We start from the raw sequence: 23,772 nt of genomic DNA, 5'->3' as shown, positions 1-23,772 counted from the left end.
CCTCAATTTAGAAAGCCATTGCCCGCAATCGAGTTATGATCTGTTTAACCGCTTCTACGGTTTGTTTTATTTGTTCCGCGGTATTGAACCGTCCAAGGCTAAACCGTATAGAGTTGTTTGCTTGATCCTTAGTCAAGCCCATAGCCTGCAGCACATGCGAAGGTTCCATCACAAAAGAATGACATGCTGAACCATTAGACACACAGATATCCCTTAACCCAAGTAATAGCGCTTCATTGTCAACTTCATCAAAACGAATATTACTTGTCGTATAGATTCGATGTTCTCTTGATCCATTTAATTTTGAACCTTCAATTGCCAGCAGCTCTCGCTCTAATACATCGCGCATCATTCCGATTCGCTTATTGTCCTCACTCATCTGCGACATTGCTATCTCCGCTGCCTTTGCCATACCGACAATCCCCGGGACATTAAGCGTACCACTTCTCAAACCTCTTTCATGCCCCCCACCGTATACAAGAGACCTGATCTTTAAGCGTGGATTTAAATAGACGGCACCAATTCCTTTAGGGCCGTAGAATTTGTGACCTGAAAACGTTAGGATATCGATAAAAGAACTTGCTTGAATTGGTAACTTTCCAACCGACTGGGTGCCATCGCTCATGAATAAAGCGCCATGCTCATGTGCAAGCTCAGCAATTCGTTCAATATCCTGAATGACGCCGGTCTCGTTGTTGACATGCATCACACAGACTAAAACCGTAGTTTCTTTAAACGCCTCTTCAAGTTCGTCGAAATCAATCAGCCCATCGTTATTAACTGAAAGGTATGTAACCTCAACTCCTGTATTTTCAAGATAACGACAAGTATCCAAAACAGCAGGGTGTTCAGTCTGTACCGTTATAATATGGTTCTTTACCCGTTCCCCAGCCGGCAGTCCCTGTAATACTAGATTGATACCCTCCGTTGCACCAGCCGTGAAGTAAACATCTTCTTCATTGACATCTATAAGGTCCCCTATCTGCCTGCGTTTTTCTTTTACTATTTCACTCAGCTTCTTACCCATCATGTGGCTACTCGATGCATTGCCAAACATATCGGTCAAATAAGGCATCATCTCCTCAAGAACCCTTGGGTCCAATGGAGTGGTTGCATTATTATCGAGATAAATAAAGTTGTTTTGCATAGCCAATTTATATATTCTTGCTTACAAATATAACCTTTAATCACTAGCTTGCGACTATAATAGTATACTTAATTTAGATTTGAAATATAAGAATAAATTGAAAGTTTTGAAATCCAGTCCAATGGATATTTAAGGTTTGATTTTATTACATTTATTTCATAAACTAGAAAACATTAGTCGCACCCTCGAGATTTACAAACATACTAAAAATTTAATAAATACTAATATTATTAGCATAATTTATAACAAACTTTTTTTTATTTAAAAATTCAATGGACGACAAGATACTAATAGCCTTAATTTCGGCTGGCACATCTATTGCAACTACGATAATTTTCAAACCATTCGCAGAAAAGGGCTTATTACTCCACAAGATCAAATATGAACACCAATCAAGTCAGGCAAAATTGGTAAAGGAACACATTGCTAAATATAAAAGCAGACTCTTATCCTCTGCAGAATCTTTGCGTAATCGTTTCATTAACCTTTTCGACAACAACAATGAGGAATGGCACAATGTAAATGGAAATTACGAAAATGATTCACATTACTTAGATTCGACGGTATACAGATTTGTATCTTTTTTCCATGCGCTAAAAATGTTGGAAAACAACCTAATTTATCTGGACCCCACCAATTCAACAAAATCCGATCTTAGAATACTCAAATATATAAGATTGGCCAAGGACGTTATGTGTGATATCGCCCTATTTGAGGGATTCCCCTATGATAAGACTTATGCTAAAGACCACTTTTTTTCGACCCCATTGGATGCAACAATAGCTCTTTTTGAGGAAAGCTGTTCTCTATCTTTCACAGAATTCATGGCAAAGAAACAAGTCTACTTAAGCAACCTTAGGTCGATATATCAATTTTTTGACGACATAAATCTATCTGAGAACAGACTACGAATGGAAAGAATAAAAATATTACATCTGTTATTAATCGGTTTTTTAAATGAATACGGATACGATTTTCATAAGACGTCAAGGAATGAAATTAAAGACCTAAAAGGGAAAATTGGAAAATTTAAGCTTCTTGAGAATTATGTTAAGCTAAGATATAGATATCGCTTAAATAAGCTTTATTGGATTTTTCCTCAAATGGAAATTTGTGCAGCTAGGTAGGATCACACAATATATAATTTTAATTAAGCCTTACTGAATTTGATAAAGATTCGTCCGGATGGAGAGAATTAATGCCGAGAGACGACATTTCAAAAAAAAGCCTCCCCTAATCGGCCGGGGAAGCTTGTCAGTTGGCTTACCTACTGATCGGACCATAACTTTAATCGGCAGAGGTCCATACACCTAAAGGTAAGAAAAATATTTTAAATTATGTATTGGTCAATTCGTAAAAAAGTTGATCAAATCGCTGGCATTTTGAAATGGGTCTCGGCCTCTGTATCTACGGTATGGCGATAGCTATACACTCGATAGCCTGAGCTCGGAACACCCCTTGGATATACTTGAACAAGCTGACCCCTCAAAATTGAAATAGATTTAGGGATGCATATTGCGTTTAAAGCTGTTATTCAACTGCCATACTGGCTCATGTTGACCCCCTAATTTATTTTTCAGTTCATTTCGCTGGAGCATACTGACCCCTTAGCAAGTAGTTTTTGTTACTTAGTGATCAAACAATTTGGATCACTGATGGCTGGAAAACCAAAACGAATGAGTCAGATAAAGCAATTAATCAGATTGTACCAGAGCGGTAGCGGGATAAAAACAATCGCCCGCATCCTTGGTATGAGCAAGAATACGGTGAAGTCCTATCTCAAAAAGATGGCCGACGGCGGTTTCAATACGGAAGAACTTCTTAAACAGGAGGATCCCCTGTTGGAAAAGTCGTTCCACGCAGGGAATCCTGCTTACAAGGCAGACAAGTTTGAGTACCTAAAAAGCCGTCTTGACTATTATGAAAAAGAACTTAAGCGTACCGGAGTTACCAAGCTGCTGCTCTGGCAGGAATATATAGAAAGTGATCCCACCGGTTATAGCTATCCACAGTTCAACTATCATTTAAGGCAACAGCTTGTCTCGCGCAAGGGCAGCATGGTGATTGAACATACCGCCGGCGATAAACTATATATTGACTTTTCCGGAAAAAAGCTCCATTATATTGACAGGTCCACCGGGGAGCTGGTCGCCTGTGAGGTATTTGTGGCCTGCCTGCCCTTTTCAGACTATGCGTTTGCAATCGCTGTACCATCTCAGCAGACCCCCGACTTTTTTTATGCACTGAGCAGCTGCCTGGAGTCTCTTGGCGGTGTGCCAAAGGCCATTGTTCCCGACAATCTCAAAGCAGCGGTCATCAGGGCCGATAAATATGAGCCGGTCCTGAACCAGGCCATGGAGGACTTTGCCAATCACTACGGCACAGCTGTGGTTCCGGCGCGTGCAGGCCGCCCAAAAGATAAATCATTGGTAGAAAATCAGGTGAAAATGATCTATACCCGTGTTTTTGCACCACTGAGAAACAGGCAGTTCTTTGATATCCATACGCTCAATGAAGCTATAAAGGTATGTATGTTAAAGCACAACCAGACCCGGATGCAGCAAAAACCATACTGTCGGGAAGAGCGGTTCTTAAGTTCCGAAAAATCAACATTGGGCGAACTTCCCAAAGAACGCTTCGAGCTGAAGAGCTACGCTGAACTCAAAGTTGGGGATAACGGACATATCTACCTGCAGCGCAATAAACACTATTACAGCGTACCCTTCGCTTATATCGGAGCAAAGGTAAAGATCATTTACACACGCAGTATGCTCTGGATCTATTGTCGGGGCAAACAGATTGCCTCGCACATACGCAGTTACAGGGAAAATGCGTACACCACTCTGGCGGCACATTTAAAGTCCGAACATCAGGCGTATAAGAACCGCTCGCATGAAACGTACCTGACAAGGGCAAAAGCACACTCTGCGGAGTTCGCCAAACTTCTGGAGGCTCTGTTTGAACGGGCACGTTATCCCGAACAGTTATTCCGTACCTGTGACGGACTGTTCAGGCTAAAACGGGATTTCCCGGCAGAAGAGTTTGACAAAGCATGCAGTTACGTACTAAAAAACAAGCTATATACCTACTACTGCTTTAGGAATGTACTTGAAAACGGAACAGCAAACAGTCAGCAGGAAACTTCCGTAAAAAGCTCCCTGCCGGAGCATGCCAATATCAGGGGGAGAGCATACTATGCAGGCAGCCAGCCGACACTGTTTGATCAGCCAAACGATGGACCGGCAATACAATGATCGGCAGGAATGAACAGAATAAAATAAACAATAATAAAATAAGATGAATATTGAAACACAGATGAGAGCGTTGCGCTTACATGGTATGGAGCGTAACTGGAAAGCATTGAATGAAACCCGCCGCAGTACAGAACTCTCCCTTTCCGAAGGACTGTCCCTATTGCTTCAGGCAGAATCAGATGAACGGGATGAAAAAAGGTTTGAGCGCCTCAAACAGAATGCCGGGTTCCGCTATCAGGCTTCCATAGAAGAAATAAACATGGTCGCTACCAGAGGTTTGGACAAGGGATTGATCACTACGCTGGCTACCGGCGAATACATCAAAAAAGGAGATCCGATACTCATCAGCGGTGCTACCGGCTGTGGGAAGAGCTTCCTCTCTTCGGCATTGGGCCATCATGCCTGTGCGCAGGGGTATAAAGTCCTGTACTTTAATCTGCAAAAACTACTTCTAAAAACTAAAATGGCCCGCCTGGAAGGTACACTGCACAAGCTGATGGACAGGATATCAAAAACAGACCTACTTATTGTCGATGACTTCGGCCTGGTAAATCTGGACCAGCAGCAAAGGCTGGATCTGATGGAAATAATCGAAGATAGACACGCTAAGGCCTCGACAATAATTGCCAGTCAGTTACCTGTGGCCAGTTGGTATGATGTAATCGGTGAAGATACAATTGCAGACGCAATACTCGATAGACTGATCCATGGATCTTACAGAATCGAACTTAAAGGCGAAAGTCTAAGAAAAAAGAAGTAATATTGGCAGGTCATCAGTTGGACTGAAGAAAGCCTTGATAGAGGGGTCAGTATGTCCAGCGGAGGGGTCAACTTCAACATTATATCCACCCCTGTCACCCACATAACGGTAACCGCGTTTACGATAACGTTTGTACAGTACAGATATTTTTTATGCTTAATGCATTAATAAGGGATTATAAGGCGCTAAAAACGTACATGCAGTAAAATAACAAAAGCCCAATCTGGGTGAAAGATTGGGCTATGTTACTTACATGTTTACGATATCAGAGTACCAGACAAAGATAAAAGGATAACAGAACAAAAAGTATTGAGCTTACGGTCAGCCGGGCATATTTGCGCTTTTCCTGTTTAGACCACTTTTCATATCTGTCAAAGTATTTTATGTATTTATCCTGCCTAAAAACAAATACATAACATATCAGACCAGAGCCGACCCCACAGCCTATTATAAGCGGTGTGGATATGCTTACCTTCAACATCATCAGAACCGAAAAAAAGAAGAGAGCCAAACCACCCCAAAGGAAACCGCCAGCAGCTACAGTACTGAGACCAAACCGCTTGTCCCCCCACAAGTTTTTGTTATCTGTATCAATACTCTGACGAGTTACCCCTATTTTTTCATATCTCCTTTTAATAAAAGGAATCTTCATCAAAAGCCGGATCAAAAGCCATACAGGATTGATTTTATTAAATAAAAGATGTAGTCTGTATTCGGCCCTATAAAGGCAGTAATGAACAATATTTAAGTAGCTTTCAATTTTATTCACAATATTCACCTCTCATGATAATGATTTACTGCCTGTCCCGCAACTGGAAAACATCCTTTTAAATCCAACTCTTGAGTGGCCTTGCTAATTTTCCAGTTCACGACAAATATTTCGGTCTTTCTGCCTTCCTTATTCTTAACAATCAACAGTTGATCACAAAATCCATTTTAGGAAATTCAAACGTAAATCATTAATAAATTCAAAATTAGCAGAAAAAACATCCATCCCACGATCATCATAAATATTAATGACAACCGGGATTTCAAAATTTATATAATAGCACGTCATATTAGCAGAAGGCTCTATTGCCATATCATGATGAATTATCAATTCCTTTATGTAATTCCCTATAAATTCGTCATATTTTTTCATTTTAACGTATAACATATCACACTCCGACTCTAAGTCCCTTGTCCTTTCTGCTTGGTGATCTGTTCCATTTATTATTTTTTCCAATAATTCGACAGCGTTATCATCCCACAATAGGATACGCAACAACACTTCTCTATTTTTAAAACAATACGTTAAAATATCGGTACTTCTCTCAATTGCTTCCCTTATTCTGCTTTGCGTTTCTTCCAAATCTCCTGCCAACTCAAATCTTAATCTATTATCATGTATAGAAGATAAGGATACACGATTCAAATCACCAAAAGCATTGGTAAAAGCGATTTCAAAATCTACATTATTAACTATCATATTAACAAAAAATATAGGTATGTAAGCTGTATATGGAAGAAACCGAAAAGTCGGCTCCATAGGCTAGAAATAAAAAAGCCTCCCCTAATCGGCCGGGGAAGCTTGTCAGTTGGCTTACCTACTGATCGGACCATAACTTTAATCGGCAGAGGTCCATACACCTAAAGGTAAGAAATATTTTTTAAATTATGTATTGGTCAATTCGTAAAAAAGTTGATCAAATCGCTTCTGTTTGTCCCGCCTTTTAATTTGAGGTAAGCGGTTCGAATAGGTACAAATCTATTTTATTGTAGCACCACATTTATGATAACGACTTATTGTATGAGTACTTAATATGCTTAGCGAATGCGGATTTGATTCAATTCTTCAACGTTCTTATCCGTCCTCGGCATTAATGTCACCATGTATAGATATGGAAAGTCCCTATCGGAATACTTTTACTGAAATATATACAGAAAAAGGTTATCTACAAGTGGAATCTGTCCAATCTTGCAAGCTTTATACGCATGAACATATTTGTGAAAATTGATTTTTAGCAATGGGCAAACGCCCCTTTATTTTAAAAAAAACTCCTGATAAGAACGGGCAGTTTGGCCTGTTTTAAAATAAGGGAGGATAGCTAATGAGGAATCTAAAATAATACGCTTCTTGACAAGAAGAATGGCATTTTTTTGTAACCTAAGTTTTATTTTAAACGTTAGTGATTCAAACATTGCATTTTTAATGTTTGAGGTCGATTATTTGTATTTTATAAAAATATTCTTGCTTTTTTACTAAACAATCACTAATTTAAACTCAATAATTAATTATTTCAAACTTAAACTAAGAAAATGGAAACATTAAATTTTGATGAAATAGCGTCTCTTGAGGGGTAGACAGCTGACTTATAGCTGTGGGCTTGCATTAACGGGAGCTGTAGTTGTAACGGCTGGATTTGCATTTGTAACAGGAGGTGCAGGCCTCATTGTTTCTTTAGTTGGAAAAGGGCTTGCAACGGCTTCGTTAATTGATTCGTGTTCTTAAAACCTAACGTTATGAATAAATTTTCTTATATTATTATCGCAGCATTTGCTGTAATAGAAATTACTTCAATAGTTCTATTTTCTATAGGAGAAATCAGTTCAAAAAATTTTTTAATATCTACTGCAGTATGTGTGACAGGAGTATTGGCACAGAAACTTAGCATAGATAAAAGAAACAAATTAAACAGTATTAAAGAGTAGTTGATCTCTACCAAATTTAGAAGTGGAATAAAATTATGGAACCAGCCATCCTAAATGACAGGACTAACAAGATTTTCAGATATGTTGAGGCTTATAATAGTATGGACGTAGGAAAAATGACAGTAGATTTTGATGACCAGATCGTTTTCCTAAACCTAATGAATGGCGAAAAAACAATGGAATTGCAAGGAATTGAAGAGTTTAAAAAACAAGCTATCGAGGCTCTCTCCTATTTCAGCGAAAGAAAACAGTCTATCGAGACATTGACTCACAATATTGACTCTTCAGAGATCTCTATTAACTACTGGGCGGTTGCCGCAATGGACTTTCCGAATGGCTTGAAAAAAGGCGATGAGATAACCTTAAAAGGCACATCCGTGTTTGAGTTTTCTGCGGACGGGAAGATAGTTAAACTGACTGATATAGCTTAATATTATAAAGGAAAATAATACATTAACCAACAAACTATAAATTATGTTCTCATTTGGATTATTGATGTATCTCATATACGGAGGATTTATAGCAATCTGTCTCTATGGACTTTACCTCGTACTATCTAAACTACTTGATAGATATCTTGCTGCCAAACGCGATCACACCGCAGCGCTCCGTGAGCAAAATGATATTCTAAAAGTTATCGCAAAAGCTGTTAAACCTAGGGACGACAATAATCCTACTGCCTAGGGTCTTCGTGACGTGATGAATAGTGAGTAAATGGAATAGACTTTCCGACAATTTTATATTGCATACCCCCATCTAATATCTGCTGTAAAAGATGCTCTGATCGAAAGTAACTTAAAAGGAATTCAAATTGGTCAATCGCTGACTGACCAATTACAAAGTTCTGACTACAAGATGAATTCAATTCATCAGCCGACGACTGATGAATTGAAACAAGCGTTTCAACACCAATAAAAAATGGGCCACAGACATTTATTTTGGCGATCTCGCCGCAAAAACTGGAAAGATGGGTAACCATTATGCCTTCCGCTCTCATATTATTATACTTAAAAAATGAAAAAGTTAGATACATTCAAGATTCTCGCTGCAACTGTCCTCTTGCTCACAGCGACAGCCGCCTTCAGTCAAGTCGACAACCGCTCGATCACCGACACCTTAACTAAGGGATTGAAACTACCGACGCGCAAGGAAACAGGCAAGAAAATATTAAAGGGTGTTTATAGGTTTACTGTAGAGACCGACGGTACCGTCAGAGATGTTCAAGTCAAAGATAGCATGGGCTTTGGAGTTGACGAAGAAGTGATAAAAAAGCTTAAAGCCTCTAAAAACTGGAAAGTTGTCATATTTGACGGTGAGCCTAGGCGGATAGATTACTCCCTACCGATCAATATTACCTTACCGAAAAAGTAAAGGTTTTAGGTCTCAATATAGAATCGTTTGAGAAGCAGCTTTTATCATCAATAAACAATAATCCGGATGAGATGGTCATATATTTTTTTGCACTGGGGAAGTACAATACTACTAGCTGCTCTCCTACTCCCGATATTTGGAGGTTTTGAAAACAATGTAATATTTAAGGACCTTTGGCGTTTTCCTTTTATATTGATCGGTGGTATTATTCTTTCCCTACCAACGCTGTTTGCTTATATCTTGGTATTTTTTGTATTGAATCATTATAAGATCCATATAAAATGGATAAAGCCTATCTTAATATCACTAACAGTTATTGGAATCTGCCTGACATACTATCAATTATCAAAAACGTTGAATCTAATGTTTGTGTTGATTTATTCCGCTATTGCGGTAGCTTGCGGACTGCTTTTTAAGGTTGGGAAGAAATGATGTGGTTACCATCATTTTAGGCAACAGGCTTCTGATCGATTTTGAGTCTTAATTTATTAAAGTCATATGCCTATTTTGGTAAATAATCAAACTGGATGATGATACCGGCTTACCCATCTTACCATAGCTTTTTAAAAAGATACTGGAAGTATTCATTGTGCATCGCCAATAATGGCAGAATCATGGCGATTATTTGAATACACTATGAATCAGTATTTTATACAGGTTTAAAATGCATAGTTTGAATATGTGCAGAGAACACAGTTTTCTTAAAACACTATAGACTGTAAAGTTTTATCGTATTTTCAACCTATCCACGAAATTTCGAATTTACTTTTTAAAATATCCAGTTTAAAAAAAGTGAAGCTAAAATCATTTGACAGCAGGATCGATGAATTAAAACTTTCTTTCGACATCCTAGAGAGATTGAAAGGAATCAATACACGTGAACTTCTTACATCAATTTTTATTGATCCATTGAAAGAATTTAAAGAGAGGAAATTCAGGTTGCACTCTGCTCATATTTTAGAGAATAAATTGGAGAAGGCTAATATTGAATTTGATATTAAAGAGTTTTCGGTTCATTTGGCTATTTATTTTGGATATAAAAAGCAATTCTTTAATAACAAAGCTAAAATTCATCGACTGGATACTTGGCTGATAAAAATTTTGCCCATCTTGCAGGGAAGTAATGACTATCATCATTTAAACTTGAAGACCTATGTAATGGAAAATCTTTGCGGAATAAACTATTGAAAATTAAAGTAGTTACATAGCTCGTCATTAACTCAATAACAAACACTGCCATAGATAACTGCCTTCTATGAGTGTCCTAAGTTAAACTATAATCCGAAAATATGCATATTTCGCTATATTGATCTTTTTCGACGATTATTAAATAATCTTCAAATATAACCACCAAGCTACTGTATAATTAACAACAAATTAACATATGAATTATAACACCTTAACATTATAGTTTTATTTTTACTATATATTAAATATTAAAAATGAAAAAGTAATTTAAAATTACGTTTGAGCAGCTTCAAAAAGAACTATGTCTTTTGACGGAAAAAGAAAATCATGCAATATTAGGAGGTAATAGTTCCGGTGCAGGCCCCGCCCCAGAAATTAAAATAGATTCGAATGGCAGAACATACTATGTCGATAATATTGGTAGAGTAAACTACTTAGCAGACACTAATATGTTGTTTGAAGCTATTGTGGATTCGGGGAAGAGTTTTGCGACATGGGTTGGCGCGGGATATGATCTTATTAAGGGATCGCTAGGTCTTCCAGCAACAGCTGGTTCCATTGGTTATAATGCTCTAGAAAAAGTTTATAATAATTGGTACACAAATTATTTTGCGGAGGGCGGTTACATACGTTCAAATCCAGGATACAATCCTTGGTGGAATTACTCCTCCTCAGGCAATAACAATGAAGGTTCAGGTAGTACATATCCTGGAGAAGGATTACCTCCTAAATAGCTATTTAATTAAATTTAATTCTTATATTAGTTTCCAATCAAATCAGAATGACCTTAACAGTACTTCAAAGAAGAGCGATAATATATTCGGTAGCGATCCTATCCCTAATAGTAAAAAGCGACACTATTCTTATGAATATTTTAAAAATAGTTGTCTTATGCATTCTTCTATCGGTTTACTACTTTTATATCTATAAAGAGGAGAAAAAAATCGAAAATCGTATTAATCATTATAAGATACCGGATTTTTTATTCTTGATTTGTTCTCTCTCTCAAATATATAAGTTGACGTTATTATTGATTAATTAGGTATATCATAATTGTAGTTTCTCTCAACGAAATCTAACATAGGGGGAAAGTGACTTGCTAACCGGCTATACAGATATTTTAGATCTAATAACGATAAAAGGATCTAAAAGGTCAAGAGGCAAACGTACGAAGCTGTATTTTTCTTTGATTTTTAAACAATACTGCCGCAACTCATCTAAACGTAAACCCAGCCGGTTAGTTTGGTCTTCTTCTGTAAAAAGATCGTAAAGCTTAGCATCTTCCATCGACAGAAGCTCACCGATCTCTAGGTCAGGTCCATTAAAACGTCGTATGTAACTGTCTACCGTTTTAAGGTTGATGTTCACGGCCATATCCAAAAGTGAATTGCCCCCCGAAGATCCGGTACTTCACATAATGGTAAGAAAATATTTTTAAATATGTATTGGTCAATTCGTAAAAAAGTTAATCAAATCGCTGGCATTTTGAAATGGGTCTCGGCCTCTGTATCTACAGATCTGGGTATGGCGATAGCTATACACTCGATAGCCTGAGCTCGGGGAACAACCCTGTCCCCCACTGTAAAGTTTTTTCAGGACGAGACAGATACCGAAAAGTCGGCTCCATAGACTAGAAACAAAAAAGCCTCCCCTAATCGGCCGGGGAAGCTTGTCAGTTGGCTTACCTACTGATCGGGACCATAACTTTAATCGGCAGAGGTCCATACACCTAAAGATAGGAAATATTTTTTAAATTATGTATTGGTCAAAAACAAAAAAGAGGCTATCCTTTTGACAGCCCCTTCTGTTCCAAACGTCCTTGGAAAGAACAAAAAACTAAAAAGCAAACACTTACATTTTACTCCTATAATCCGTTAATTTTTTTTTATACTCCTCTACTGTATAGTCCATTATTGTACCAACCATCTCTCCATTTTTAAGTGCTTTTTCAGCAATTTCTAAGGCTTTAGATTGATTGTCAACTGCCTTTGCATATTGACCTGCTCTGCTATAACAGGTAGCTAGCGCATCAAAAATCAGTGGATTGGTCACCTCGGCCGTACTTCCAAAATTCTCTGCAGCCCAGAGATAGGTCTCCCCCGAAAGCTTTTCACTTTTAGACACTTCACCCAAAATTATAGAAGGAGCCGTTTTATACTGCTTTTGAAATTCGGCAGCAAATGCAATAGCCTGCTTTTCATCAACGTCGTTCAATAATGTTGTAAACTTTAGAAGATCCATTGGAATTTTAAAGTCCGGTTTTTGAGCAACTGCTTTGTCCATCAGCTCAAATGCTTTTTTATGGTCTTTGGCAGCCAATGCGTCCTTTATTGGATTAAAAATTGCCATCATAGCTTCGTTCTGCTCACGAGTTTTCTGAGCAGCCTTATCGGCCTTTTCTTTAAACTTATTCATATCGTACGAACCGTCCAGCACTTTCGGAATAATAGAATCCAGCTCGCTGGGATGTCCTATCCAGATAATGCGGCTGTTCCTAACCACAAAACTCGCTGGAATTCCGTTCTGGCCTGCTGCCCTCAGCCATTTGGTAGCCATCGACTGATCCTTGTCATCCACAAATACCGTGTAGCCCATATTTGTATCATTGCCTTTGACAAACTTCTCTACTGCAGGCACAGCCGTTTCATAAGATTGGTCTTTCCCGACTTTCTCCCAGACATTGACACCAACAAAAGTTATTTTACCATCATACTGCTTTTGAAGCGTAGTGAGGTGCGGCATTGCCCCTTTACATGGGCCACACCATGTCGCCCAAAATTCCATCACATAAATATGATTGGGATCAAATGCTTTAAACTCTTTACCCTTCAACCATTTGGAGTAGCTGATTGCTGGCGCAGGGTCGCCCACATCCAACTTTTCGGGCGTCTGCGCATGAGTATAACTGCCAAGGGTAAATAATGATATTATTATCATCAAAAAACCGTTTATTATAAGATTCTTCTTCATTTTGATTTTATTGTATTGTTAATAGTTCTGTGTAAGCGTTGTATTAAACTGGGTCGCACTCTGGGGAAAAGGCAGTATCCATAATGGAGAACTGGCTTTTAGAACATAAGTCTTTCCATTGATGGTCCTCTTGGTCGTTTCTGCATAGGCGGGCTCGGTGTTCCATCGCTTAATATTGACAAAGTTGCGCCAGGTAAACAGAAATTCGATCCGGGATACTTTCTTTAGATGGGCCATCGCTGTGGGAACATCCTTGGCCACAAGGGGCTTATATACTTCCGGTGCAATTCGGCGGATTCGGATCTTTTCAATTTCTTCCATGCCGGCGGAAACCTTGTCCGAGCGGATTAAACACTCGGCTTTCATCATCACTAGATCAGAAACCGTCATACCACCACTATTTCCTTCATAACTAATGGCAATCCATGCAGGAATATCAGGTAGTCCAACATAAAGTGCCCCAAGTTGGTAATTATAAACATTGGTATAATCCTTAATAATGTTGCCGGGCTCATAATAATCGCTCAATATTTCGTAGGTGGGTGTCAGCAAACTTGGGTCAAAAGTATTGGAAAAGGCATAGAACAGATTGTCCTGGGCCGTCAGGCCTTTTCTGCTCAGAACACGATTGGCTCTGACGGGTTCCGACAGAAGATATCGATGGTCTTCTAATGTGTTATTGATTGCCAGAGCGCTGTTTACCGCATCGAGCGCTCCAGAGTAATTCCTTATGGACATCAGAATCTTTGCTTTTAAAGCATATGCAAATGCTTTTCCAAACCTCATACTGTTTTTAGGCCTGTCAGGAAGTGCCTGTGAAGCAATAGCCGCATCCACATCAGCAAGCATCTTATCATAGACCTCCTGAACTGTCAGCTTGGGATTTATCTGCTCAAAATTGATATCGGTCACGTAAGGTATTCCACCGTCGGTAGCAGCGCTGGCTGGATCATATGCTTTGGCATACATATTAACCAACAGAAAATGCATGTACGATCTGAGGGCATAAGCCTCGGCTTTGAGCTGGTCCAGAAGCTTTCTGTCGCCGCTCGCCTGATCGGCATTGGCCAGCACAATATTTGCTACCATAGCTATATTCTTGTATAGCCCGTCATACCTTGAATCTGTCGGAGTCAACGCTGCTCTATCTGCAGACTCATCGTAAGTCAACAAAACCTTGTCCATTGTCAGAACGTTGGAAGAAATGACATTGGGGACATTGTATGCCAGAAGATACATGTCGTTGACAATCAAGGAGAGTCTGTTAAAATTAAATGCACTGCCGGAGTAGTTGACATTCATCAGCTGGTCAAGGTCATCGGCGCGATTCAGCAGATTCTGTCCTTTTGGCACGAAGTCTGTATATTTTGCACAGCCATGTAGGCCAAACAGGAGAACGAAAAGCGCCATAAAATATGGTGTAAATCTTATTTTCATCTCTTTAATTTTTATAATTCTGATCAGGATTTCTTACTGTAGTTTAAAAATTAGCGTTAATGCCAAATACAAAAGATGTCTGAACTGGTGCTCCACCGGTCTCTGCATCGATATGGACATCATTTTGCCGGGTCCATAGTGATCTTGGATTATTCAGCTGGAAGCGAAGTCTGATATTCTTTGCTCTTATCCGGGCTGCCAGCTCCGTTGGTAAAAGATACCCTAAGGCAATATTGCGTATTTTAAGAAAATCAGCCCGTCGCACCAGATTGTCTGAATAATAATATTGATTCGACGGTGCGATCTGGTAATACTGTCCACTTCCGGGTATATCTGTGTCCGTGTTTTCCGGTGTCCAGCTATCGAGTAAATACGAGGGCAAAGCGCCATAGCCGGCAGACTGATAGGCAACTGGCACCGGTCTCGCTCTAAAATAGTGCCCCCCGTAATACATAGTAAAGATACTCATTGTAAAGCCTTTATAGGAAAAATCATTATTAAAGCCAATCGTTGTTACTGGATCGCTGCTTCCAGAAAATACAATGGCATCAGCCTCGTCAGGGCCCAATGTGGTCTTCGTGGCTACACCGGCAGTATTATACCATTGTGCCATTCCCATATCGTCAAGACCTGCAAAACGGAATGAGAAAAGCGAATTGACCGGAAAACCTTTACGATATGAATCCCCTCCTGCAAGTGTTATCGGATTGCGCGTTAATTCATCCACTTCGACAATTCTGTTTTTATTATACGATCCTGTTAAATTACTTGTCCATCCAAATGTTCCAGCTGAAGAAGGCCTAAACCAGTCATAGCTTAAATTGAACTCCAGTCCTTTATTGACCATGCTGGCATTGTTAATAACCATTGATGAAAATCCCTCCGAAGGATCGAGCCTCTTTTGCGCGAAAAGATCCGTACCCTTACGGTGGTACCAATCCATAGTTCCCTTCAGTCGATTGTCCAGAATACTGAAATCAATTCCGATATTCATTGTAGCGGTCTTTTCCCAACGCAACTGTGGATTAGGCGGATTGGAGACAGTGGCATTGGGCTCCTGAGTCAGGTTATTGATCCCAGCAGTACCGACAAGCAGTGCGCTCACATTACGGATGTTTCCCGTAAGACCATAGGACGTCCGGAGTTTCAGATAATTGACCCACGGATACTGCCCAATAAAATTTTCATTGGAAGCGACCCAAGAAGCTCCTACTGACCAAAGTGGTCTGCCCCTATATTTTTCATCGCCTCCAAAAAGATCTGCATAATCTTTGCGCAGGGATCCAAACAGATTATATTTCCGGTCGTAGGTATAAGTGAGGTTGGCATATCCCGAAGCAAAGCGATGCATAATATCCTTCTGGAGTCCCATGGATACTGCTTCTGCAAAATGATATTGATACAGAGGATAGTTGACGTTCCACAGGGTTCCCATCTTCTTCTCATCCATTGCATCAAAATTGACAGTATTGGTCAACTGTGTCTGTAGTTGATCATCGTATCCCAATAAAATCCCATTGGTACCATATGACCGTGTCTGGCGAAACTCCATTCCGGCCAGGGCGATAAAACGGTGTCTGTCAAACGTACGGTCGAAGTTGGCCTGAAAACGCGCCGTATAATTGGGACTGCGTAAATGGGATGTCGCCAGTTTGCCGCCTTTCGGAACGTAGGATGGATAGGATACCACTTTCGTAACAGGATCTTCATACCGGTATGTATACACGTTATGGAGCCATCTCATCGTATAACTGTCTTCCTCTGAATAGCCAGCAACATCTGTACGGATATCTTCATATTGAAACATCGGCTGCAAAGACAAACCATCGAATGGTTTGATGTTTAAATTCAGATAATATCGCGTATTCAGTGTGGAAGTGTTTATAAAATCACGTTCCAGCTCATCCATATGGTTGAAAAGCGCAGACTGCAGCTCGGGACGGCTCTCGGCGATAGTGTTGTAGATGTTGAAACGACTGTTTGTATAATAGGCACGGCTACCGTCGTCGTTAAACAACCGCAGATAAGACGGCACATTAAAAGGAGTTTGTGCGAACTGGTTGTTATGAGTTCTCTCCTTCCCGATGACACTGTTAACGCCGTAGTCAATATCAAGCCACTTACCGACACTATAACCACCTTTATAGTGCAAATTGAGGCGGCGGTCAAATGCATTGATCAGACCTTTGTTATCATTCGTATAATTTAGGACAAAACTATTCTGGGCTTTGCCACTATTGGTACGCAAGGCTAGGTTGTATTGTTGCAGGACGCCTTTTAACAGGGTATGTTCATGATATTCTTTTGCAAAGTCATTCCTTCTGTAATTGTTCAATATTGCATCGAGCTCCGACTGGCTGATACGGTCTGTCGCGAGCTGATAATAGGCATATTGTACAGGAGTAACAGGCTGGCCTGTGTTTATGTTATTCTCAAAATCCTGAATAGGCTGTTTGACGGATCCGTCGCCGCCGCTGAACCACCATTTGTAATAATTACTTTCCCAGTCTACCTGTTCACGAGGCGACATGTAATTATTGTAGCTGTATTCCGGTTTTTCGGTCACAGTTACATTAGCCGAAGCTTCAACAGCAGTCCGCCCTTTTTCGGTAGCCTTTTTTGTCGACACAACAATAACGCCATTGGAAGCCCTTGCCCCATATATTGCCGCCGCCGCGGCATCCTTCAGCACGGTTACGGATTCAACGTCATAAGGATTGACATCAGCAATGGAACCTTCGATCGGAAGCCCGTCGACAACCACCAAAATACCCGTTGATGCTGCCATTGTACTTGTGCCACGGATAGTGGCTTTTCCCTGATATTGCACCAGCCCGGGCACAACACCTTCCAGATTATCCATTACATTTACGGTATTGCGTTTTTCAATCTCCCTGCTGCTGACCGTCGTGACCGCTCCGGTAATATTTTCCCTGCTTATTTTCTGAAAACCTGTATTCACAATCGTCACTTCATCCAGATTGCGCAACAGTGGCCTCATAGTAATTATCATATATTCCTTTTGGGCAAGCTGTCCGGCCGTAACTACTGTTTCAACAGTTTCATAGCCGACATAGCTTACTTCCAGAACCTCGTTGACACGCAGCTGATCAAAGCGGAAAAAACCTTTATTGTCGGTGGCGGTCGACTGATCGGTATTTTTTATTTTTACGGTAGCTCCTGCGAGAGGAACAGATTTATCGCCAACGACCAGACCCGCGAGTCCTCTCTGCAGATTGTTGCTGTCCGTAGTCCCCTCCTGATCCGTTTTTGTGCTGGGCACAGCTGTGATCACCACAGATCTGCCTTCGATGGAAAAGCTGAGCTTGCGTCCCTTGACAATAGACTTTAAAGCTTGGGGGAGGCTCACATTTTTCAAGTCAACACTGACAGATTGATACTGTTTAAAAATATCCCTGTCCAATAAAAAATCATATCCCGTCTGCTTCCGCAAGCTTTTAATGATATATTCCAAGGGTGCATTTTTTTCCATGATCGTAACACGCTGTGCATACGTGGCCCCGTAGGCATGCATCAACATACATGTCATGATAAAAAAGACTAATTTCATAATTAATAATAGTTTAGGTAAAGGCCACATGCGGTGAAAGACACCCAATAGCACATTTTTTTTCATACTTTTGTTCTGGTTAATGGTTCATGTCTGATTAGAGTTGTTTGTTTCTTTAGCAGGTATCTTTTGAGACAGGATCATTTTCATTCTTGGCTGCGGGGTGGTGGTGCACCCTGCGGCTTTTATATGAATTCTACTGATTCTCCCCCATTACCCGATCTTGGTAAATTTTAATTGGTCACCGTGATAGTCCTTTCTTTAATTTTGAATTTTACTTTATTTGTTCTTTCGATCTGACGCAAGGTAGTGATCAGATCATTGGATCTGGAGATGTATCCCCACAGTTTTAGCTCTTTCGGCACAGTTTCTGTAAATTGAACATCAACGTCGTACCAGCGTCCGATGGACAGCATAATTTCATATATATTTCCGTCAATCTTAAAATACCCGTTTTTCCATGCCAGTATATCTTCTGTATCCTGAAGATGCACGTCGATCTGGCCCATTTTGTTGACGGCCTGCTCGCCCGGTGATATCTTTTGTTCAGACTTCCCGGTCACAACATTGACGACGCCTTCAAGCAAAGTTGTTTTAACAAGCCCTTTCGATTCTGCATAGGCATTGATGTTAAAATGTGTGCCCAGGACGTGCACTTCCTGGGATTCTGTGGCAACAATAAATGGCCTTCTGTTTTTGCGGACCTCAAAATATCCTTCTCCCCTTAATTTTACAGTACGTGTACTATTTTTTGCAAGATCGGATTTAAAGGTCAGGCTGGAAGCGGAATTCAGCCAAACCCTAGATCCATCAGGCAGAACGACCTCAAATATTTCACCATTTCGCGTAGTAACAGTGTTAGTAATATTGTCTGGGGCCTTGTGTGTGTCCCTCTCTTCGGTATAGACAAGAGCACCTTGGGCATTTTTAGAGACACGGACACCGTACCCCGATGTGATCAGTCCGGCGTCCACAGAATTGAGGTCGATCTCCGTGCCATCTGATAATGTCAGGGTAGCGCCAGTATGCCCTGCTTTTATTTCGGGCCCGGCATAATTGATAACGTTATATTCTTTTTGCGGTAGAAGCCACTTATATATGCCCACAGCGCACATCAAAACGAGCACCGCTGCAGCATATGAAAGCCATCTACGCTTTTGCATTGTCTTCACCTGTATCCGCGAACGATAGTCAATAGTCGCCCACATCTCCGATTTTATCCTCATGAAATCTTCAGGCGAATCGATTGCAGGCTCTCCCATTCTGTTAAAAGCATACCATTCCTCAACGATGTGCTGTTCCTTTTGTGTGGCCAGACCAGAAAGATACTTCTTAAGAAGTTGTGCGCCGAGTTGTTTATTCATAAATCGATATGTGGTTTTTTGACCGTTCAGTTGTATTATACCGTTGAGGAAAGCTTTGGGAGTAGAAGAATTTAAAAAAATATTAAATTACGTATAAAAAGAGAGCAACGTAATCAAAAAACCTAGTTGTCCCTTAGGAAAATCAGTAGTATAACTCCGAGCGAATGGTAACGAGAAAGTCTCACTTTCAGAATTTTGAGTGCATTCTGAACCTGCTTTTTTACAGTGGATTCACTTAGTCCCAGTCTTTGGGCGATTTCCCTATGCGACAGATCCTCAAGCCTGCTCAGTTCGAATACTTCGCGCATTTTGGCAGGTAATTTGGCAATTTCAGCCGTAAGTAAAAGCATCAGATCTTTTTCGTCAATTTTTTCAAGCGTTTCATCACTGACCATCAGACTATACTTTCCTATTTCCGCCAAATAATCACTTCTTGTCTTTCCTTTTTGGATGTATTTAAGCACCCGATTACGTGCGGCGACATAGAGATAAGACGAAATGCCTACATTATCTCGGATAAGCTCAGATTTCTCCCAAATCGAGGTAAAGAGATCCTGTACAAGATCTTTGGATACATTTTCATCTCTGAGCATTTGGTTGATCTTGTAATAGATCATCATGCTATAGCGATCGTAAATTTCTGCAAAAGCACTCCTGTCCCGCCGCTTGAGCAATGTGACCAGTTCGCTATCTGACAAAATGTTATAGTTATCCATGATAATTGTTCTGCTGCATCACAATGCAGTCCCGGTTAGCATAGGTAATTTCAAAATCGATTAACTGCTACAATAGTAGGAAAATATTATAAAATACAACTGCTTTTTATAATTTAATTGAACAGAGTCAATAATAAATTAGAAAAGTCCAATCTCAGCTGTCGGAAAAATGGGGTACTTACAAGTCGATGTCAACAAATTCATAAAATCCACTTTACCTTGATTATTAAATGAACAAAACAGCCCGATATATTAACAAAAAAATATATTTAATTACTTGACACTAACTACCCGCAGCAATGTCGCTACACTATGTACAGTACTCTGAAAAAAGAAGCATAAATTGGCGTCTATTCAAGTTTAATTGTAATTTTCGTATAGTAAAAAATAGTACTAATGGTTCATTGCCATATAACAGCTATTATGTTTTACAATATAGAATTCTTCATCAGCTGAATATTTTATATAGAAATGAGTTAACAACACCACACAGATTATATGATGTTGTTAACTATTTGCTATGCGTCTTCAAAATAATTCAAATAGATCTGGCCCTCTGTATGTACAGTTCAGAATTATGGCTTCCGCCTTGAGGTGTTCAAAACGGTGAAGCCTCTTACTTTGAAAGAATACCAATTTCTCTTGCTTTATTGATAGCTATTACAATATTGTCTGTTCCAAATTTGTGCAACAGCGTGGCACGGTGGGTTTTTACAGTGAGCGGGCTTATAAAAAGCTCATCAGCAATTTCAGCAGATCTTTTGCCCTGCGCCAGTAATTTGAGAATCTGCTTTTCTCTATTTGTTAATTCGGGAATTTCCTCCTGTTCTGTAAGCGAAGAAATATCAAAGGTCGCTTTTACCTCACGACTGAGCGCAATCTTGCCCTGAATTGCTGCCAGCATACAGATGAGTATATCTTCCGCGTCTGCCGTCTTTAACAGATAACCGCTGGCACCACGTTGAAGCATCTGTTTGATAATGCTCCGCTCGCTGAGATTGCTGATTGCAAGTATAACGAGGTTTGGATAGGTTTGTTTAAGTTCTTTACAAATTTGAAGTCCATTGCCATCCGGCAACGTGATGTCCAATAATACCAGGTCGATTTCAGCCAGCCCGGCAAACTTCTTCAATGCTTCTGCCGTACCGAACTGTCCGCAAAGTTCAAGGCTGTTATTCCCCTGGATCACATTCTTAAACCCCTCGATTACTAACGGGTGATCATCGACGATGATCACCCGAGCCTTTCTGTTATTGTCCCACATACAATTCAATATTAATGTTTGTTCCCTTGCCAGAGCTATCTATTTCCATCTTCCCGCCGAGCAGATCCACACGGTTCTGGATATTTTTCAGACCACGGCTTGAATGGGGTACCTGCGCAGTTGAAAAGCCATGACCATTATCCTCCACGGTAATAAAGAAATAGTGATGAGACTGGCTGCACTGTACAATAATTCTCGACGCACTGGCATATTTTACCGCATTATAAACCAGTTCCTGCACGATACGGTAGATCATAACTTTTACCTGAGGAGTAAAATCCTCCTTAATACCAAAATCTTTAAAACTGACCTTAAGGCCCGGGAGGGCTGCCTCGTCACAGAGATCCCTCAATGCCACCGCAAGTCCTGACCGGATTAGAGATTCGGGCATCATGTTCCTCGAGATGCGCCTTAGTTCATTTACCGAGTGCCCTAAACGCTCGATCGTTTGATTCAGCTCGCCGGCTTCCAGCAGCCGCTTTTGGGAAACAAGCTGCGATAGGTTGAGTTTAATTCCGGCAAGTGTGCCTCCAAGCCCATCATGGAGATCCCGTGCCAGCCGGCCGCGCTCTTTTTCTTCACCTTCCAGCAATGCTTTACCCAGTTCAATCCGTTGTCGCTGCCGGAGGTTCTCAATTTCCCTGGCGGTGCGAAGTTTCCTGTTTCGGTACCAGAAATAGAGAAAAACCAATATAATAATAAAAATAATGGCAATTATCCATACAACTGCCCGCTGTTGACTGGCTTTCGTTCTTGCAAGGATCAGCTCCTTTTCCTTCTGTACATAATTATACTTTGCTTCCAGGCCGGCAATTTTTGCTTTTGTCTCCTGTGCATACATTTCTTCAGATATTTCCTGTTTTCTCTGTAACCAGATATAAGCAGCTTTATAGTTGCCCAGGGATTCTTCGGCCCCTGCAAGATCGCCGAACAGCTGCTTTTTGTCGGTGCTCAGTTCAATATAGCCGCTATGGTATAGGTTAAGCAATGTTTCCTTCGCTTCTTTCCATTTACGCTGTGCTCTAAAAAGTTCGGCTTTCTGATAAAGCAACTGTCTGATATCATAACGGTTTCTGAGTCTTTCTGCTATGGACAGGCCTTTATCCACCGTTTGCTCTGCCTCTTTCCAACGTTTTATCCGGATTAGGTACATACTTTCCATAGCATGGAAATTGGGGGCATATATGGACTGGGGGGCCCTTTCCAATGCTTTGGATGCTGCGCGGATATTCTCACCGGCTTCCGGCAGCTTGCCCTGTAAGAGATACACCTTTGCCAGATGGCTGTAGACGTCCACCCTTCTGAGATCCTGCTGTGCTAACCTCTCGAACATCGAAGCCGCTTGTTTTAAATACTGGACCGCTTTGTCATATTCGCCATAGTTCATGAAAGGCAGAGCCACATTGGTATATCCATCTGCCACGCGCAGACTGTCTCCCCCTTTCGCAGCCAGTGGAATAGCCCTGTTCAGGAAAAGGTCTATGTATCGTCTGTTGTCTCCCCGTAACTGTGCCATGACAGCTTTGTTGGCCCAGGTGCGGCTTTGATATATATAGGATTCTGGGCTGCCTACCTTTTCGAGATATTGTAGGGCCGTGTCAAGGGCCCGCTCCGCTCTGGACGGAGAAAAGTCCATATATACCCGTCCCAGATAAAAGTAACCGACGCCTGACTGTAAAGCATCGCCCAGGGCAAGTTCCAGACCCTGCCGGATATAGGATAACGACTTTGTGGTATCAGAAGCGGAAAGACTGTCTCCCAACTGAAAAAGCAGTTTGGCCCTTTGCCTGTCAGTGCCACAACGCTCAAGCCGCTGCCTGATGTCATCCGGCCATACGGAAGGCTGCCCCTGTACCGACACAGTGACGACAAAAAACAAAATGCAACTCTGTAAGTATTTCCGTACCATATATCGCTAATACTAAATACTAAGGTAATAATAGCAAAATATTCTATACACTTTAAAGCATCAGTTAAAAATACTCCCAAAGGAGTATTGTCATAACAGTAAATTGAAGATAATTTTGAATATGAGATAT

General features: G+C 40.6%; 19 protein-coding genes. 8 read left to right on the top strand and 11 right to left on the bottom strand.

The annotated features are described in order from the left end of the window. Nucleotides 1–7 precede the first annotated feature (7 nt). A complete protein-coding gene (locus FGL37_RS18325) occupies nt 8–1,147 on the bottom strand; it encodes a cysteine desulfurase family protein (RefSeq protein ID WP_028071635.1) in 1,140 nt (379 codons plus the stop codon). A 272-nt stretch (nt 1,148–1,419) separates the two neighbouring features. Between FGL37_RS18325 and FGL37_RS18320 the strand changes: the two genes are divergently transcribed. The 3 genes from FGL37_RS18320 (at nt 1,420) to istB (ending at nt 5,161) form a co-directional block, all read left to right on the top strand. Continuing rightward, nucleotides 1,420–2,274 carry a hypothetical protein gene (locus FGL37_RS18320; protein WP_028071636.1) on the top strand — a complete coding sequence of 285 codons (855 nt, stop codon included), beginning with the start codon at nt 1,420–1,422 and terminating at the stop codon, nt 2,272–2,274. Between the two features lie 549 nt (nt 2,275–2,823). Next, nucleotides 2,824–4,401, top strand: coding sequence for an IS21 family transposase (gene istA, locus FGL37_RS18315; protein ID WP_232048733.1), 1,578 nt, complete (start codon nt 2,824–2,826; stop codon nt 4,399–4,401). Between the two features lie 43 nt (nt 4,402–4,444). Next, complete coding sequence (gene istB / locus FGL37_RS18310; protein WP_138096862.1) at nt 4,445–5,161, top strand: IS21-like element helper ATPase IstB; 717 nt, start codon at nt 4,445–4,447, stop codon at nt 5,159–5,161. Nucleotides 5,162–6,083: 922 nt separating this feature from the next. Here istB and FGL37_RS18300 read toward each other — a convergent pair. Then, complete coding sequence (locus tag FGL37_RS18300) at nt 6,084–6,629, bottom strand: DUF3885 domain-containing protein (RefSeq protein WP_160169524.1); 546 nt, start codon at nt 6,627–6,629, stop codon at nt 6,084–6,086. A gap of 1,034 nt (nt 6,630–7,663) precedes the next feature. On the opposite strand from FGL37_RS18300, the gene FGL37_RS18295 reads away from it, so the two are divergent. After that, on the top strand, nt 7,664–7,852 hold the full coding sequence (locus FGL37_RS18295) for a hypothetical protein (RefSeq protein ID WP_028071179.1): 189 nt from the start codon (nt 7,664–7,666) through the stop codon (nt 7,850–7,852). 35 nt (nt 7,853–7,887) lie between these two features. Next, nucleotides 7,888–8,283, top strand: a complete 396-nt coding sequence (locus FGL37_RS18290) for a nuclear transport factor 2 family protein (RefSeq protein WP_037534008.1) — start codon at nt 7,888–7,890, stop codon at nt 8,281–8,283. 242 nt (nt 8,284–8,525) lie between these two features. Here the strand turns inward: FGL37_RS18290 and FGL37_RS18285 are convergent, their stop codons facing one another. Next, nucleotides 8,526–8,849, bottom strand: coding sequence for a hypothetical protein (locus FGL37_RS18285; RefSeq protein WP_028071182.1), 324 nt, complete (start codon nt 8,847–8,849; stop codon nt 8,526–8,528). A 17-nt stretch (nt 8,850–8,866) separates the two neighbouring features. On the opposite strand from FGL37_RS18285, the gene FGL37_RS18280 reads away from it, so the two are divergent. The 3 genes from FGL37_RS18280 to FGL37_RS18270 all read left to right on the top strand — a co-directional run bounded on the left by FGL37_RS18280 (nt 8,867) and on the right by FGL37_RS18270 (nt 11,145). After that, entirely contained in the window at nt 8,867–9,223 is a 357-nt protein-coding gene (locus FGL37_RS18280) for an energy transducer TonB (protein ID WP_028071183.1), read from the top strand. A gap of 792 nt (nt 9,224–10,015) precedes the next feature. After that, nucleotides 10,016–10,411 carry a hypothetical protein gene (locus FGL37_RS18275; RefSeq protein WP_028071185.1) on the top strand — a complete coding sequence of 132 codons (396 nt, stop codon included), beginning with the start codon at nt 10,016–10,018 and terminating at the stop codon, nt 10,409–10,411. 308 nt (nt 10,412–10,719) lie between these two features. Then, the gene (locus FGL37_RS18270) at nt 10,720–11,145 is read left to right on the top strand and encodes a hypothetical protein (protein WP_028071186.1); all 426 of its coding nucleotides are present in this window, start codon (nt 10,720–10,722) and stop codon (nt 11,143–11,145) included. A 373-nt stretch (nt 11,146–11,518) separates the two neighbouring features. Here the strand turns inward: FGL37_RS18270 and FGL37_RS18265 are convergent, their stop codons facing one another. The 8 genes from FGL37_RS18265 to FGL37_RS18230 all read right to left on the bottom strand — a co-directional run bounded on the left by FGL37_RS18265 (nt 11,519) and on the right by FGL37_RS18230 (nt 23,642). Continuing rightward, on the bottom strand, nt 11,519–11,785 hold the full coding sequence (locus tag FGL37_RS18265) for a hypothetical protein (RefSeq protein WP_028071187.1): 267 nt from the start codon (nt 11,783–11,785) through the stop codon (nt 11,519–11,521). Between the two features lie 477 nt (nt 11,786–12,262). Continuing rightward, nucleotides 12,263–13,348, bottom strand: a complete 1,086-nt coding sequence (locus FGL37_RS18260; protein WP_028071188.1) for a thioredoxin domain-containing protein — start codon at nt 13,346–13,348, stop codon at nt 12,263–12,265. 51 nt (nt 13,349–13,399) lie between these two features. Next, complete coding sequence (locus tag FGL37_RS18255) at nt 13,400–14,818, bottom strand: RagB/SusD family nutrient uptake outer membrane protein (protein WP_037534010.1); 1,419 nt, start codon at nt 14,816–14,818, stop codon at nt 13,400–13,402. Between the two features lie 43 nt (nt 14,819–14,861). Next, nucleotides 14,862–18,389, bottom strand: a complete 3,528-nt coding sequence (locus FGL37_RS18250) for a SusC/RagA family TonB-linked outer membrane protein (protein ID WP_160169525.1) — start codon at nt 18,387–18,389, stop codon at nt 14,862–14,864. A gap of 233 nt (nt 18,390–18,622) precedes the next feature. Continuing rightward, nucleotides 18,623–19,753 carry a FecR family protein gene (locus tag FGL37_RS18245; protein WP_028071191.1) on the bottom strand — a complete coding sequence of 377 codons (1,131 nt, stop codon included), beginning with the start codon at nt 19,751–19,753 and terminating at the stop codon, nt 18,623–18,625. A gap of 122 nt (nt 19,754–19,875) precedes the next feature. Then, nucleotides 19,876–20,469: an RNA polymerase sigma factor gene (locus FGL37_RS18240; RefSeq protein ID WP_028071192.1), complete on the bottom strand. Its 594-nt coding sequence runs from the start codon at nt 20,467–20,469 to the stop codon at nt 19,876–19,878. Between the two features lie 616 nt (nt 20,470–21,085). Next, nucleotides 21,086–21,733: a response regulator gene (locus tag FGL37_RS18235; RefSeq protein ID WP_028071193.1), complete on the bottom strand. Its 648-nt coding sequence runs from the start codon at nt 21,731–21,733 to the stop codon at nt 21,086–21,088. Then, complete coding sequence (locus tag FGL37_RS18230) at nt 21,720–23,642, bottom strand: tetratricopeptide repeat-containing sensor histidine kinase (protein ID WP_028071194.1); 1,923 nt, start codon at nt 23,640–23,642, stop codon at nt 21,720–21,722. Before FGL37_RS18230 ends, FGL37_RS18235 begins: the two co-directional genes overlap by 14 nt. Nucleotides 23,643–23,772 lie beyond the last annotated feature (130 nt).

The sequence above is a fragment of the Sphingobacterium thalpophilum genome (assembly GCF_901482695.1).
GTDB classification, from domain to species: domain Bacteria; phylum Bacteroidota; class Bacteroidia; order Sphingobacteriales; family Sphingobacteriaceae; genus Sphingobacterium; species Sphingobacterium thalpophilum.
Note: the sequence above shows the minus strand (reverse complement) of the source record. Positions and strands in the feature narration are given on the sequence as shown.